The 15294-nt window shown below is 63.6% G+C and carries 14 protein-coding genes; 13 read left to right on the top strand and 1 reads right to left on the bottom strand.

Annotated features, from left to right (window positions below; genetic code table 11):
• The 3 genes from AC2VOU_RS05595 to AC2VOU_RS05585 all read left to right on the top strand — a co-directional run.
• A partial coding sequence (locus AC2VOU_RS05595) for a prevent-host-death family protein (protein ID WP_486956474.1) occupies positions 1–223 on the top strand: 223 nt, incomplete at its 5' end.
• Between the two features lie 3 nt (positions 224–226).
• On the top strand, positions 227–634 hold the full coding sequence (locus AC2VOU_RS05590) for a type II toxin-antitoxin system VapC family toxin (protein WP_486956473.1): 408 nt from the start codon (positions 227–229) through the stop codon (positions 632–634).
• Between the two features lie 308 nt (positions 635–942).
• A complete protein-coding gene (locus AC2VOU_RS05585; protein ID WP_486956472.1) occupies positions 943–1131 on the top strand; it encodes a hypothetical protein in 189 nt (62 codons plus the stop codon).
• A gap of 75 nt (positions 1132–1206) precedes the next feature.
• Here the strand turns inward: AC2VOU_RS05585 and AC2VOU_RS05580 are convergent, their stop codons facing one another.
• Positions 1207–1479, bottom strand: a complete 273-nt coding sequence (locus AC2VOU_RS05580; protein WP_486956471.1) for a hypothetical protein — start codon at positions 1477–1479, stop codon at positions 1207–1209.
• 732 nt (positions 1480–2211) lie between these two features.
• Here AC2VOU_RS05580 and AC2VOU_RS05575 point away from each other — a divergent pair.
• From AC2VOU_RS05575 to AC2VOU_RS05530, 10 genes are all read left to right on the top strand, one after another.
• Complete coding sequence (locus AC2VOU_RS05575) at positions 2212–2538, top strand: hypothetical protein (protein ID WP_486956470.1); 327 nt, start codon at positions 2212–2214, stop codon at positions 2536–2538.
• A 1805-nt stretch (positions 2539–4343) separates the two neighbouring features.
• Positions 4344–5252, top strand: coding sequence for a hypothetical protein (locus tag AC2VOU_RS05570; RefSeq protein ID WP_486956469.1), 909 nt, complete (start codon positions 4344–4346; stop codon positions 5250–5252).
• A 1-nt stretch (position 5253) separates the two neighbouring features.
• Entirely contained in the window at positions 5254–5775 is a 522-nt protein-coding gene (locus tag AC2VOU_RS05565; protein WP_486956468.1) for a hypothetical protein, read from the top strand.
• A 113-nt stretch (positions 5776–5888) separates the two neighbouring features.
• A complete protein-coding gene (gene eccB / locus AC2VOU_RS05560; RefSeq protein ID WP_486956467.1) occupies positions 5889–7406 on the top strand; it encodes a type VII secretion protein EccB in 1518 nt (505 codons plus the stop codon).
• 17 nt (positions 7407–7423) lie between these two features.
• The gene (locus AC2VOU_RS05555; protein ID WP_486956466.1) at positions 7424–11803 is read left to right on the top strand and encodes an FtsK/SpoIIIE domain-containing protein; all 4380 of its coding nucleotides are present in this window, start codon (positions 7424–7426) and stop codon (positions 11801–11803) included.
• 117 nt (positions 11804–11920) lie between these two features.
• The gene (locus tag AC2VOU_RS05550) at positions 11921–12220 is read left to right on the top strand and encodes a hypothetical protein (protein ID WP_486956465.1); all 300 of its coding nucleotides are present in this window, start codon (positions 11921–11923) and stop codon (positions 12218–12220) included.
• 18 nt (positions 12221–12238) lie between these two features.
• Entirely contained in the window at positions 12239–13534 is a 1296-nt protein-coding gene (locus AC2VOU_RS05545) for a PPE family protein (protein ID WP_486956464.1), read from the top strand.
• Positions 13535–13658: 124 nt separating this feature from the next.
• Positions 13659–13958 carry a WXG100 family type VII secretion target gene (locus AC2VOU_RS05540; protein ID WP_486956463.1) on the top strand — a complete coding sequence of 100 codons (300 nt, stop codon included), beginning with the start codon at positions 13659–13661 and terminating at the stop codon, positions 13956–13958.
• Positions 13959–13996: 38 nt separating this feature from the next.
• Positions 13997–14293 (top strand): hypothetical protein, encoded by a 297-nt coding sequence (locus AC2VOU_RS05535; protein ID WP_486956462.1) that lies wholly within the window; start codon positions 13997–13999, stop codon positions 14291–14293.
• A gap of 112 nt (positions 14294–14405) precedes the next feature.
• Positions 14406–15260 (top strand): ESX secretion-associated protein EspG, encoded by an 855-nt coding sequence (locus AC2VOU_RS05530; RefSeq protein ID WP_486956461.1) that lies wholly within the window; start codon positions 14406–14408, stop codon positions 15258–15260.
• The last annotated feature ends 34 nt before the right edge of the window (positions 15261–15294 follow it).

The following is a 15294-nucleotide window of genomic DNA, read 5'->3' as shown; positions in this document are numbered from 1 at the left end:
AGCCCGAGTCAAGCGCGGCGAGGAGATCACCCTTTCTGTGCGCGGCGAGGTAATCGCCCTAATTATCGCGGCGGCCGCCGGTCTTCTCGACTCGCTGGTCAGCGCCGGCAGGGTGCAACCGGCTACAGGGCATGGTCCGGCGCCACGGCCGACGATTCCGATGCGCGACGGCCTCGACGCCGGAACGCTATTAGAGCGCATGCGCTCCGACGAACGGTATTAGAGCGTGATTTACCTGGAAACCTCGGCGCTGGTCAAGCTGATCCGGGTCGAAGTCGAGTCTGACGCCTTAGATGACTGGCTCGATGAACACACCGAAATACGGTGGATAACATCGGCTTTGACCGAAGTTGAACTACCCAGAGCGATCCGGGCAGTCGCCCCCGATGGACTACCGGCCGTGCCCTCCGTGCTAGCCAGACTGGACCGTTTCGAAATCGATGCGGTCATACGCTCGACCGCGGCGGCCTACCCCAACCCAGCTCTGCGCTCGCTCGACGCGATACACCTCGCTACTGCTCAAGTCGCCGCGGCCGTTGCACCATTGGCCGCGTTCGTTACGTACGACAACCGTCTCAAGGAGGCCGCCGAGTCCCTTGCGATCGCGGTCCTCGCACCCGGGAAAACGCCATGAGGCGGTCCGTCCGGTGGCCGCCGACAAGCCATCTTGGGCGTACGGGCGGCTCCCGAGACCCGCGTGCCGAACGTGGCTTGTCGGTCGCGCGTCATATGGTTCGCGGATGCGCCTTGCATCGTTCTGTATCGCCGCGGTGGCCGCGGCCGGTCTCGCTCTCACCGGCGACAGCACCCCCCAGTGCTCCTGGCCCGCCGCCGGTCGAGTTGGGAACGAAGACCAACCTTGCCGCCGTGGTAAACACTGAGCAACCGGTATACGCGCAGCCAGTTTCTCCGAATGTGACGCCGCCACAAAGGATTTGGACCTTGCTGGCGGGAACTGAGATAACCGCGATCTGCCGGTCGAGCGACCCCAAGGTCAACTTCGGGGACAACCTGTACGTGAGCTGGGCCCCAGACAAGTCCGGCTATGTGTACTGGGACAGCGTCTCGATCACGACTCGCACTTCAGACACCAACGAAGCGATCAACGTCTCCGCCCTGAAGGGCTGCTAAGCGACGGTCAGTAAACTTCAGGTATGCCGGCAGCGGTGCTACAGGCTGTGGTTTTCACGCAAGGCGTTGGTCCGGTTATTTGTCGAGCGCTCGGATAAGAAGATCTTTGATCTCAGACTGGCCCTCTTCTAGGGACCGCACCCGCGCATTGGTGTCATCGGACTTGGCCGCGAGCAGGTCGACTTTGCCCTCTACGCGGTCCAACCGTGCGGTGTGGTCACGGACGGTTGCGGCAAGTTCTCGCTGGTTGGCCCCGAGTGCGTTGACCGCTGCAAGAACGGCTCTGTAATCGGCCTGGGTGGCTTCTAAAGCCGCGACTCGCGCCTCGATCTCCTCAAGTGTCGCCACCTGACGATCTTATCCGGAGCCATCCCCGATCTTCGGCGGTGCTGTCGTCGGCGGAGTCACACTGCGCCAGTAATTCCTCAAGCGTGTAGGTGGGTCGCACCACAGGTGTCCTCTGTTAGTCGGACGGTTGTTAGTCGGACGCGTCGACAAGTAGTCAGGATTCGGCGAGCTTTCGTACGCGGTCGTCAACTGGTCGGCCGGTCTTTTTACTGGCGGTGACAGCTGCCTTTGCCGCCATTTTCCGCACCGCAATGCTGCGGGCTTTAGGTTTGTCGCCACCATTAGGCGCTGGGCTGGCGGCCGGCTTCGGTGCCGTCATTTGACCTCCCTCAAGGCTCGGTTGGGTTTCCGGTGCTGATTGCCGTTGTCTCTGTCCCAGCGTAGATTCAGCACGGTACGACCTGCGGATTTAGAGGGGAGGTGTCGGTGATGTCGATTGATGCACCGGGCCAGGCACAGGCCAGCGTGCCTTATCCTTCCGCGCCACCGTACGGGTCTCCTACTTCCCCGCCGCTTCTTTACCCTGGTCCACCTCGCCGGGGCCGCGGCGCGGTCGGTTTCGTTGTCGGCGCGGTCGCGGCGGTCCTCGTTGCCGGGGTGGCGGTAGGCGCGTATGCGGCCGGCCGGTCCGCATCGCCTACGGCGCCAGCGCGCCCGGCCGCACCGAGCAACGTGGCACCTTATCCCCCGCCGACGCTAACTCCCGAAGCCGCTCAAGCCCAGACCTGCGGCGTGCTGAAAACTGATTATCCGGGCGTGGCCCACGCGGTCGAAGAGCGCAACACGTTCAATCACGCGCCGTGGACTGACCCTGGGCTGTTGGCCTCGGTCGATACGTTGGTAACCACTGCCTCAAGCTTGGCTGACAAGCTGGAACGCTCGTTGCGGCCTGAGACACCTGCCGCGCTGCGTAGCGCGGTGGTGGATTATGTCGCCGGGTTGCGTGCCCTCAGCATCTCTGAGCGAAACCATTCAAAAGATCTGCAATTGAACGGCGTGGCGCTGTTTTATAACCAGGTGCTCGAACCGCCGCTGCGGATCTGCGACATTCCCAACTAAGCGCCGACGCCTGCTGCTGGCGGTAACTGCCGTTCGATGCTTGTATCGGCGCTATGGCAGAGATGCGGGTCGATTCGGTAGTCGCAGGTCCGGCGTTTTCAGCGGCCGGTGAGGTGAAGCCGGCGCCGGCTCATGGTGTCGGCGTTTGCGGTACGGACCCTCTGACAACGGCAGCCCGGTTAGGTATCAGTGCGGCGAGCACGGCGCTGCTGGCCGCCGATGGCGTCGCCACGGACAACGAAGCAACCGCTGGTATGACTGGTACGACGAACGTGCAGAATTTCAGCCGCGCAGAAGGAGATCATGCCGCCCGCCTTCGTTATCCGGTGACCGGCGGCGGCACAGCGCCGGTATCGGTGTAACCGATGTTTACTGGTGGCTCCTTAGGCCACGGCTGCGAAAAGCCTAGCGACGCTTGGTCACTGTGCATGCTTGGCGACAATTGGCCGGAGACTGCAAGCATTGAGGCGATCAAAGCGACCGTCGACGAGTACCGGGCCGCGTATCCGGTTGCGCTTGACCGTGTTTCGCAGCTGGAGTCTGCGCGTGAGGCGATCGCCAGGTCGATGGAAGGCGAGCATTTCGAGGCCATGCACCAACGGATGCAAGAGCTGGTCAGGGACCGCAAAGCGATTGCGCACGGCATTGAAAGGCTTGTCTATTACGGCGATTTGATGGTGCAGGAGTGCTACGACACCCAACGAGCGCTCGCCGGTGAATGCGAGCGGGCGGTCGAAGTGTGCTGGGAATACGAAAAAGCCCGGAACTACCCTATGCTGCAAGTCGAGCTAGACGCGGGCATGAGTCGATGCACGCAGCTGGCCGGCGAGGCGACAGGAAATGTTGATGGCTGGGCCAAGTTGCAGGCGGCAGCCATGCCGACAGTAACCCCGGCCACATGGGGAGGCGGCGGTTCGCAGGCGGGTGGCCAGGCCGCCGGCCAGACAGGCGACCCGACCATCAAAGCGGCAAAATGGGACCCGTACAAACAAGCTGGCGGACCAGACGGAGACGGCTCCGGACAGAGGACGCCGACCTCCGCATCGGACGGCGCTGAACCCGGTGACGGCGAGTCATCCACGACATCGTCGACTGGCAACAACGGAACCGGACAAAAAAGCCCAGATGCTCAGCAAGGTTCGGACCCAGCGTCATCTACTCAGGCCGGCCATCACGGCCACGGCAGCCGGGACCCCGATTCGGCTAACGGGTCAAGTGGCTCTGGCGGGCCAGGATCTATGCCTGCATCCAGCTTGGGGAGCTTGGCGTCCGCTGGCGGGGGCGGCAGCGGGTTGGGTTCGTCGTCTGGTGGTTTGGGGGGTTTATCGGGTTTAGGTTTGGGGAGCGGGTCCCCGGCTGGGGCGGGGTCTGGCGGCCTCGGAACGCCACCACCACTGTTATCGCCGCCGCCGGGCTTAAGCGGTATGGGCGCCGGGTCTGGTGCGGGTTCGGGTGGCGGGGTCCCTCCGGCGGTGACGTCGCCGGTCATTCCTCCGGCGGTGAGTGCTGCGCAGCCGATCCCTCCTTCTCCGAGCGCTGCTCCGTCGCCTTCGGCGGGTGCTTTCACCGGAAATCCCTCTGCTTCGCCGGCATCGACGTCGGCGCTTTCGGCTGCCCCGGGTGGCGGTGCCGGCAGCTCTGCAGGGTCGGGTGGGCCGGTTGGGATGGCGCCGATAGCTGCGCCGCCTCCTGCGACTCAGATGGGTCCGGCTCCTACGGCGTCTCCTGGGTTGTCTCAGGGCGCGATCAGCCCTGCTAGCGCGGCGGTGGCCAGCGGTCCTAGCTCGGCGTTGGGTTCGCCTGGGATGAGTGTGGTGCCGGCGTCGTTCACCGAGGACCGCCCGGTGAAGATGAATGCCCACGCCCAACTCGCGGTGAATACGGTGAAGGCGTTGATCCCGGGTGTGGCGGTGTATCCGGGCCTGTCTGTGGCGGCCGCGGTCGTGCAAGCTGTTGGTGGTGTGCCGCAGGTGGTGATCGCGACGAATGAGGGCACGGGCTATCTACCGGAGGGTTGTTTCCTGCCGCCGGGTGTTTTGCACGCCTTCGCCGAAATCGACACTGTGGACTTCGATTTCAAGTGGATGGGGTGGGTTGACCCGGCCCGGATTCTCATTGACTACATGGTGACCTGCGAGCATCGCGGCCAGCCTGTCGAGTTGCTGGGTTTGGCGTCGAGTGTTGCTGTTCGTGATGACACGAAAAACATGTTCCCCCAGGTCGTTCCAAACGTGACACCAGATGCAGGGGCGAAACCTCTTGGTGCAGAACGAGGTAACCGGCACCGGCTGCAGGTGCTGGTGCCGGCGTTTTACGATGAGCTGGGGCGCGCAGAGCCTTGGGTGCGCCAGAAGGCGGCGCGGGGCGCCACGCACGCCGCGATGCGTCTAGGCGTCGCGGCCCCTCTCGTAGCGCCAGGGGCGCCGTGGCACGTTCTCAACGAACAAAAACAGGATCTGTCCGCGGCACAATGGTCCTCTTTGCGCGAAGATTACGATCAGCGGTCGCGCATCGTGGGCGCGATGCGGCCAGGCTTCGCGTCCGGCGGCCGTAGCGCCGAAATCACGACTCGGTACCAGCAGGCATTCTGCCAACTACGCGCACTGGAGACCCTGCTGGGCTGGCAAGAGGCTCCGGACGTGTCGCCTGAAGACGTCATCTATGCCGCATACCAGGCGGGGATCGACCTGAACGCGCTCCTGCAGAAGGTGTGACGTGGAAGATCGGGACGAGGACGCCATCCGGGCCGCCATGTTCGGCCTCGCGTCGCTGAAATGGGACCTACTCAACGTACTCCGAACTCCGGAAGTTGGCCGGGCTGAGTACGAAGAGATCGCCGGCGTGATCGATTTCATGGAATGGATCGGCGCGACAGTCGCCCAGGTCTACCGGCCCCTCCCGGAGGGGCCGGTTCCCGCACTCGTTGCCTTATTTCACACGGAGATGCCGCTGGACTCCATGTCTGAGTCCCCCCGGATCACTGGGTTGGCACACAATCGACCGATGTTGCCTCACACCGGGTTCAAGACGCTCCCGGAATCAGGTGAGCACGTCCGAAGAATGCTCGCCGGTCGCATCGAGTCGCTAGCAACTTGCTGCAGCGATATTGGTGTGGCGACCTGCGCCCGGGTCCAGCAGCTTTGCCTGGCTCTTGGTGGTGCGGATGAAGCGACAATTCGGCGCGATGAGGAGGTCCGTGAGGCGCAGCGCCGTTATCCGTGGACGCGGATTCGCTAGCGGCTTGATCGCCCGCTACGAACCATTGGTGGGATGGTCTGCTGGTGGCGGTAGGCCCGTGTGGTTGTTAGCGTGCGGGCGTGATTGATGAGGTGCGTGGCGAGACCCGGTCTGTGACTGAGCCTGATGATGATCGTCCTCAGGGTTTGTTGGCGACGTGGGCGCAGATCAAGGCGCATTTTTGGTTGCGTCGCCGGGTGGGTTATGGGTTGACGTTGCGGAATGTGTCGATGCAGTTCGATTTGGCGCGGTATTTGCGTGCGGTCCCGATGGTGGCGGCGATTGTGTTGCTGGTGGTGTGCGGTGGAGCGTACATCTTTTCAGTGATCCGTCCCGCGGGTGAGATTGGTGATGGAACGCGGTTTGTGATGGATCGCGAGAGTGGCCGCAAGTACATCAACGCCAATGGCTTGTTGTATCCAGTCCTCAATGAGTCGTCGGGTCGGCTGATCGTTGGTATGGCCAATGATCCGGTCGGGGTGGCGCATTCGGCTGTCGCTGCTCGCCCGCAGGGCCCGCTGGTTGGTATACCGGGTGCTCCGGATGAAATGCCGGTTACCAATGGTGATTTGGTGTCGGTTGCTGTGTGCCAGAAGGTTCCGGTGGATTCGGTGGCCGGGCATGTGACGGTCGCGGTGCTCGATGGTGGGCTGGTGTTGGGTACGCGGGCGCACCGTATGGGTGCGTTGGATGTGCTTGTTGGGGTGTTGAACGGGCAGACGTACGTGATTTGGGATGGCAAGAAGTCGGTGATCGATCCTGGGGATCGGATTGTGTTGTCGGCACTGGGCATTGACCGAGAGGCGGTGAGTCACCCGATACCGTTGGCGCCGGCATTCGGTAATGCGGTGCCGGCTAATCTGCCGCTGGTTGATCCGGTGGTTCCGGATGCCGGCATGCCGGCGCCGTGGAAGCTTGGCAGGCCGCTGAATGTGGGTGCGGTTGTGCAGGCAAAGTCGCCGAGTAGCGGGCAGCGGTATTACGTGGTGCTCAAGGATGGCATTCAGGAGATATCGGCCACGGTTGCGTCGATGTTGCGCAGCGAAAACGCTTTTGGATCAGCCGATGTTCCGCTGATCGAACCGGACGTGTTAGCTGCGGTGCCCCAGGTGACGATTGTTCAGACTTCGCAGTACCCTCCGGCTCCGGTGCATGTGCTCGATGGTCGCGAGCAGCCTGTGTCGTGCTGGATGTGGGAGAAGGGCCGCACGGCCTCGAGCGCGGCAATGAGCGTGGCGGTCGGTAGTGAGTTGCCGATCGCCTCGTCGGCGGATGCGTCGCTGGCGCCGGTGGTGGGGCCTCATGATGGGGCCACCACCGCCGATGTGGTGTATATGGCGCCGGGCGCTGCGAATTGGGTTCGTACCACGGGAAATTCGCAGGCTGCATCGTCGCAGGAGTCGTACTGGTGGTTGGCGCCGTCCGGTTCGCGGTTTGGGGTGGCGGCGGGCGACCATTCGCGTGAAAGCCTCGGTTTGCCCGACGCGACGCTGCCGATGCCGTGGGCGGTGTTGCGGCTGTTTCCCCGCGGTCTACCTGCCCACGTGGAGCTGTCCAAGGCTGATGCGATGGCGCAGCACGAAAACGTCCCCGTTGATCCGGCGCCGAGTGCGTTGGCCCCTTCGTCCTAGCAGGAAAGAGAAGACCGTTGAGCGAATTGATCCATGTCCGGCCATCTGATCAGGAGCGGCCGAAGGCGCCGACGCTGCACGATCAGGAAATAACCCTTGAGAAGCCGCCAGAGACGCCGCGGCGGGATTCGGGGGCCTGGAGTGTGTTCGGTCCTGCCCTGGTGGTGGTGGGGCTAATCGGGATGCTATTCGTCGGTTTCCGCAACGGCCGGGCGTTTAACGGCGGCTGGATGACGATGCCGCTGATGATGGTTGTCGGGATGACGATGATGTTCCGTCGCCGGAGCGGTCAAAGTCAGGGGTCGGTGGCTAAGCGTCGCGCCGATTATGCCCGCTATCTCGATGGGGAGCGGGAGGCGGCGCTGGAGGTGGCGCGCACGCAATTCGCGGTGGCCGAATTCCATTATCCGTCACCGGATGTGCTGGCAGCGCGGATCGGATCGACCCGCATGTGGGAGCGCGGACGCGGTGACGGCGAGCATCAAAAATTCGGGTACGTGCGGATCGGTCTCGGTGTCGAGCGATCCCGCAGAAAGTACAACCAGGTCGAGTTGGGCGCCCTGATTGATCAGGAGCCGGCGTGCGCACAGATGGTTGGGGATCTGATCGCCGAGCAGAGTTATGTCCGCGATATCCCCCGGTCTTTGAGCTTGGTTGATCATCCGGCGTGGCTGTGCGGCGGCGACATCGATGCCGCGCGCGCCAGTGTGCGGGCGATGGTGATGCATGCAGCGTTTTTCCACGGTCCCCAGGATCTCGGTGTCGCGGTGATCACGAGCGAGGACCGTGCTGCGGTGTGGGACTGGGTGAAGTGGTTACCGCATCACCGCGACGAGACCAAGAGCAAACCCATGACGTATGCCTCCGCGGTCGACCTTGTCGGTTCGCTGGGCGAAGCGTATAGCTCTCGCGGCATGTTCAAAGCGGCCGCTGTGCGTCGATCCAGTATGGCGGCGGCCGCGGGAAGCATGTCGGCTCCCGGGGGCAGTGACCAGGGCGCGGGCCGGTTTCTGATCGTGGTGTGCGACAACGATTTTGTGGATTGGCCGGTGCTGCTGCGGGCCAATCAAGGCGGCGCGGAATCAGGCGTGGAGGGTGTGTGCTTCCTGGTGGTCGGCGGCGACGCGGGGCCGCTGAGGTCAGCGCCGACGACGTTGACGTTTGAAAGCCAGGACCGGGTGCTGCGACCGGAGTCAGAACGGGCCGTACCGGAGTTGTTGGCCAAGCCGGATCAGGTTGAGTTGTGGTCGGCGGAGGCGTTCGCGCGCCGTCTGGCGGCGTGGCGGCCGGGGTCCAAGGCGAGTGCGCTTCTCGGTGCGCGTGCGGGTGAGGCGCCGGCGCTGCGGCTGGGATCGTTGATCGGCATTGAGGACTGGGCGGACTTCGATCCGGAGCAAACATGGTTGTGGGCCAAGAATCGCCGTAATTTCCTACGCGTTCCGGTGGGTCAGTTCATCGATTCTGGCCGGCCGTGGTTTCTGGACATGAAAGAGGATGAAACTGCTCACGGTCCGCACTTCGGGTTGGGAGGTAAGACGGGCGGTGGTAAGTCGCAGTTTCTGCGGACGCACACGTTGGCGCTGGTGTGTACGCACTCGCCCCAGGATCTGGTGCTCATTCCGGCGGATTTCAAGGGCAACAGCACGTTTCGCGGGTTTGAGGAGATCCCGCATGTGCTGATGGTATTGAACAACCTTGAAACGAGCCCCGACAGCGTGACGCGACTTATTCAGGTGTTGATGGGTGAGTTGGAGCGCCGTCAGCGCATCCTGGACCGCGCCGGTGATTTGGCGGTGGCCGGGGTGATCGACCGGGTACCCGCCAACATCATGGAATATCGGGCGCTGCGGGCGAAGCGGCCGGACCTCAATCTGGAACCAATGCCGCATCTCTACATTCCGTTCGACGAGCTGATGCAGGCGAAGCGGACTTTTCCGGAGTTGCTGAGCATTATGCGTATCACTGGCACGGTGGGCCGCTCGCTGGGTGTGCACATGGCGCCGGTGTCCCAGCAGCTCGACGACAACTTGATGGCTGGTATCGGCACCCACCTGACGTCGCGAATCGCGTTGAAGATGAACGATCCTCGCGACTATCGGGCGGTCCTGGGCCAGTCCAATCCTGGTGCTCTGCCGGACCGTAAAGGGGTTGGATATTTCGTGCCCAACCTTGACTCGCCCGCGCAGCGGGTCCAGGTCGCCTACGTGTCAGGCACGTACAGGCCACCGGTGAGCGAGGCCGTGGTCGAAGAACGCGCGGCAGTGGCCACCGAGGCGCGTCCCCGGGTGCTGTCAGCGTTCAAGACCCCAGCGGTGGCCGCGGTTGAGCGGGTGTTCGGGTCCGACGCAGACCCGAAGGAGGCCCCTGAACCGGTGATCGAGCAGGACGCTGCTGAGCGCGAGCTCACCGACGAGGTGGTTGCTGACGAGGACGAAGAAAAAGACATTTCATCGACCGATATGGGTGTGGCTATCGCGGTGCTGAAGGCGCACGGCGGCCGCGCCGATCACATTCCGTGGCTGCCTGAACTGCTGTCCTACAGACCGGTTTTCGATTCTGTCGCCACCTATATTCGGCAACTGCGGCCAGAGCTGGCCGAACACCTGCTCGACTGGGATGCCGGCCACCCGGGGCGCTATGTCAAGGATCTGGTTACGGACCTGGGATCGGGCCCGCTGACCCCGGTGTCGCCGTGCGGGATCATTGACAAGCCGCGCGAGCACGCGCAGGACGTGTTGACGATCGACCTGAGCGCCAACACAGCGCTCGCCGGCGCGCAAGATGCAGGGAAATCCTTTGGCCTGCTGTCGATCCTGACTGCGGCCGCGACGTTGTACAGCTGCGAGCGGATGCAGTTCTTTTGCATCGACAACGGTGGAGGTGAGTTGTCGTGGCTGGAAAACTTGAACCATGTTGGGGCGGTCATCAGCGGCGACGGTGATGTCTACGGCATCGGCCGCATGGTCAACCACGTGCAGCACATCATGAATCGTCGGTCGGCGAGCTGGTCGGCGGCGCGGATCTCCACGGTCGACGAGTGGCGAGCTCGGCGTTTCGGCGGTGATGCCGCTACCGCCGCCAGTGTCCCTGATGACGGGTATGGGGATGTGTACCTGGTCATCAACGGCTTCGACAAGTTTCTGCAAGCCTTCCCCGAGCACGTCCCGACCATCGAAGCGATCGGCCGCAGCGGGCCTGATCGTGGCGTGCACCTGCTGGTGTCGGCCAATTCCTGGAACACCAAGGGCACCTTCCAGCTGTGGGAAAACTGCTTCAAAAGCCGCTATGAGCTGCGTTTAGACAATCCCAACGACTCCTTGATGACGAGTAGCGCGGCCCAGTCGGTACCACAGTTCCCAGGTCGCGGACTCATCACGGTGTCGGGCGCTAGTCGTGCCCGTCGCGGGCAGGTGCAGGTCCAGGGCGCCGACGCTGTACCGCCGGAACCGATTGTCTGGCATGTTCTTTACTCGGCCCCCGAGGTGGTTACCGCTGGCGGCCAGCGAATTTCGGTCAGTACCGATGCAGCTGCCGCGACCACCTACATCAACGATCTGCGCCCGGCGGCCCGGCCGGTGGACCGCATGCCTGAGCTGCCCACCCAAATCCGGATGAGCAAGATTCTGGCGGACTTTCCGGCGCAGACCGACACCTCCAAGATCCTTCTGGGTCTCGCCGAAACCGATGCGAAACCGTACTACTGGTCGCCGGCCGACGACGCCAACCTCGCCATCGTCGGTAGCTCGGAGTCTGGTCGATCGACCACGCTCAAGCTGATACTGCATCAGCTACAGCGGCGCATCGAAACCGCGCCCGAGGGGCAGAAGCCACTTGTGGTGGTTTTCGACCAGTCGCAAGCTCTTGCCGGGGTGGCCATGGACGCGGACTACGTGTACACCGCCAGCCAGATTCCCCGCGCGGTGCAGAAGATCAACACGGTGCTTGCCTCGCGTGACACCGGTGAGGAACTCACCCAGGCTGAACTGGTCGCCCTCCGCGAATCCGGGCAACGCTTCCAGGGGCCGGAGGTGTTCGTCATCATCGACAACCTGACCGACTTCCTCAGCCCGGCCGACCCGTTCGGCTGGGACACCGCCATCGAGAAGGCGAAGCTGATCGGCTTCCATGTCATCGTGACCCGCTTCGCCGACCCAAGCCTGACCGGTGCGTGGATGAACCGCGGCATGATGTTCGCGCTCAAGCGAGCCAACGCACCGATCATGCTGATGTCAGCTTCGCCGGAGTTGATTAACGTCGTCGGCAAGCTGCGCGGCCAGATACTTCCGGCCGGCCGGGGGCTTGTGATCGGCCGCGCCGCATCGACGATGATCCAAGTGGCTGTGCCCGACGACGAGCCGTGGCTGCAGATCCCAGCCGGCACGGCCGCCCAGGGCTGAGCCGCTGCTGCTTGCGCTAACCGCGCAAATCGTTATCGTGGGATCGGTCACAGCGCTGACCTGGTATATCGACACAAAATCACAGGTTGGCCACCCACCATCGTGGAGGATTACACCGTGGAGCTGATCACAACCACCGAGGGCTTAGCAGCCGGCGCAACCGCCCACGGGGCACACGCCGTTGAAGTGGAAGGGATGGCCGCCGGAACTGCTGTGGCCACGAGTGCCGTACTGCCCGGCACGTTGAGCCCCGCGGTGATCGAAGGTACGGCCCGCGTCGTTGCTCACGGCGCAAACAAGCTGGCCGTCAGCACGGCGGGGTCGGCCCTGGTGGCCGCGGTCTCGGCGGCGATCGGCGAAAACGGCATCGCCTACGGGATCACCGAGGACGCCAACGCCGCGGCCCTGCTGGTCTAACCCGCGTTGCACTAAGTCATGACTGATGCGCCAGAGGCGTTGCCCCCCGAGGTGAACTCTTCGCTGGTTCATGGCGGGGACGGACCGCTGTCGTTGGAGCAAGCCGCGCTCGCGTTCGCCGAGGCCGCCGCCGATGACGCGGCAAACGCCCAGACGTTGATGGGCATCGTTGCGGCGGTCAGCGCACAGTGGGAAGGCACCGCCGCCACGCAGTATTCCGCCGCTCTGCAACCCTTGATCGCGTGGTTTGAAGCACTCGCGGTCAATGGTGCGGCCAGCGCCGAGCAGATCCAGCTCGCGGCGGCGTCGATCACCGAGGCCATCGCGACGGCCCCTCACCCGACGCTGGTGGTGGAGAACCGCACCACGTGGGGTGTGCTGGCATCCACGAACTTTTTCGGTGTCAACACTCCCGCCATGGAGGTGCAAGACACGCACTACTTGGAGATGTGGTTTCAGGCGGCGTTCGCGCGGGGCACCAGTGACATTGAGACCGAGGTCGCGACGACGTCGCTCATGCCGTTCCAACCGCCACCGATACCGGTAAACCTCGGTGCGATGGGCGCACCGGTGTCGGCTGCGGTCTCCATGGCGTCGTTCACTGTGCCGCAAGGCGTCGCCAATGCGGCCGATCTTGGTGTGTCTGACGTGGGTTGGGATACCACCTTGACCTCTGGGGCCGCGGGTGACGGGGCGGGCATGGCGGGTTCGCGGCCGAACTCGTCGTGGGCTAGCGAGGCCAATGAGACCGGCAACGATCAGGAAAACCAGCTGCAAGACGCCTCGCGGCAAGGCAGCCAGGACATGTCACAGTTCGCGTCGCAAGCGGGCAGCATGGCCAGCCAGGCCGCGTCGATGCCTACCCAGCTACTTCAAAGCTTCCAGCAACAAGCGACCCAAGTGCCGCAACAGTTTTCATCGATTCTGCAGCCCCTGATGTCCTCGGCGAACCTCAACAATGGGCTCGGCGGTCTCGGCAGCGGTGCCGGTGTACCGGCCCTGCCGGTGAATTTCGCTTCGGGGACAGGGAATTTGAGCGCCGCCCTGACCCGGCCGGCGTCACTCTTTGGCGGCAGCGGCGGCAGCGGCGGTTCTGGCCTGCGCCTTCCGGGTTCGTCGTTAGGTGCGGCTTCCGCGCCGGAGTTGTCAGCGGCGTCGGCGGCCGGTCGGGCCGCCTCGGGTGCTGGCGCCGCGGCCGGGCCCGGCGGGACCGGCTTTCTGGGAAGCCCCCGCCCGGGATCGTCGAGCCAGACGAATTCACGTAATCCCTACGAGAGCAACTCGCTGGGCCTAGACCACGAGCGAGCGGTCTAAGCGGCGATGAGATGCAACGGGAGGTTGCTTGTTGCGCTTACTTTCCCGGGCGCGCAAACTACCCGCAGATCGACCAAAGCCCAAGGTGGGCGCGGGTGACTAATCACGAAGGAGAACACGTTTCATGGCTGAAGTAAGAGCCGATGTCGCGGCCCACAGCGCCTCGGCCGGTCGGATTCTGACGGTCGCCGACGAGCTGCAGGGCCTGCTAGGCCAGATGCAGGCGGAGGCCGATGCCACCTCGGCTATCTGGTCGGGTGACTCGCACGTGTCGTTCCAGGGCGGTACGGCGCAGATTCACGCCGAGCTTCAAAAGGGTCAGGCCGCGACCGCGGAAATCAGCAACAAGGTCAGCCACACCGGCACCAACTACGGCTCCACGGAGTCGCAGAGCGCCGCGACGCTGGGCCACACCGGCATCTAACCGACAACCGACCACACTTCGAAAGGACCTACTGCACCATGACATCTGGTATTCCCATCCATCAGGTCTTCCCGGCGCTGCACGATGCGCTGGACACGCTGGACTCGCTGACTCAGGCAGCGCGGGCCAAGCAGGAAGAGCTTGAAAACGAGTTGAATGTCTGGACTGGTTTCTGGTCAGGTCAGGCGCACGAGGCCGCGACCGCCTGGTCAAGAAATGTGTCAGCGCAGCTGGAGCACAGCATCCAGGCCGCGTCGAACTACACCGCGACGGCCCGCAGCACCGTGAACGACATGCAGGCCCAGGAGCTGACCAACACGGGCATCTGGACCTAGCCGCCTCCGGACTGGTTCGACGCTAGAAGAACGACGTTGCACGGCTTGGGGCCACTGCCGAAAACTCGGCGGCTGGCCCCAAGCTCGTTTTAGCAGAGAGGTTTTCGATCACATGGTTGCTGCCGTCGCGCAAGTAACGCTCAGCGTGTCGTCGTTGTTGGCGTTGCAGCGGCTTACTGGCGTGACGATGCTGCCCGCGCACCTGCGCATCCGTCCGCAGCTGCTCAGGATGGCCGACCGCGACCTGCCGGTCAGCGCCGAGGAGCGCCAAGTGTTGAGTGATGCGGGCTTGCTGGACGGCAACGTCGTCGACCCCGACGCTGTGACAATGCTGCGTGCGCTGGTCTCCCCCGACGCGGAAATCACCATGACGTTGGCGGCGCCAGGACTCGACGATACATACGTCAGTCTGATCCGGCGAAGCGAGTTGGTGGTGGCCGCCATCCGCTGCGATGACTCGGTGACCATTGACGCCTACATGAACTTTCACGAGCGCGACGTCGTCGCGGTGCTGGCATCGACAATACGAAGCTACCTTTTCGGACCCGATAGCCAGGGCGTGGCCGCTCGCATACCCGCCACTCGGTTTCCGGCCGACGCCGCCGTGGCAGCAATGAGCACCGCGGGTGTATTCGAAGGCAGTATGACGTTTTACGAGGCGCTAAAACCTCACGGTGTACCCGAATTGGTGGCCGACGCGCTATATAGGGCGGAGAAAAATCCCTTGGGTCGCGCGCAGGTGTGCGCCTACATCGCACACGAAGGCACCCGCAGCAGCTCCGAAATCATCGTGCAAGTGACCAACACCAGCACTGGGGCGCTGATGACGTCGTGCTCGCTGGACAACAATCTTCAGCGCTGGATCACCGCCGAACCCTACGACGACGACGAGCTAGAACGGCGCATCAGCGCAGCGATCCGTAGCGTTCCCGCATCATCGTGGTTTACCCACTGCCGCACCGATTAACAGCATTTGTTGTGGTAGCAAGAGACCATTACGC

The sequence above is a fragment of the Mycobacterium sp. TH-M25 genome, assembly GCF_057473665.1.
This window is presented reverse-complemented; position numbering and strand designations above follow the sequence as displayed.

Coding starts and splice junctions, on each gene's coding strand:
- AC2VOU_RS05530 (WP_486956461.1), top strand. CDS start 14,406: ATGGTTGCTGCCGTCGCGCAAGTAACGCTCAGCGTGTCGTCGTTGTTG.
- AC2VOU_RS05545 (WP_486956464.1), top strand. CDS start 12,239: ATGACTGATGCGCCAGAGGCGTTGCCCCCCGAGGTGAACTCTTCGCTG.
- AC2VOU_RS05535 (WP_486956462.1), top strand. CDS start 13,997: ATGACATCTGGTATTCCCATCCATCAGGTCTTCCCGGCGCTGCACGAT.
- AC2VOU_RS05570 (WP_486956469.1), top strand. CDS start 4,344: ATGAGTGTGGTGCCGGCGTCGTTCACCGAGGACCGCCCGGTGAAGATG.
- AC2VOU_RS05540 (WP_486956463.1), top strand. CDS start 13,659: ATGGCTGAAGTAAGAGCCGATGTCGCGGCCCACAGCGCCTCGGCCGGT.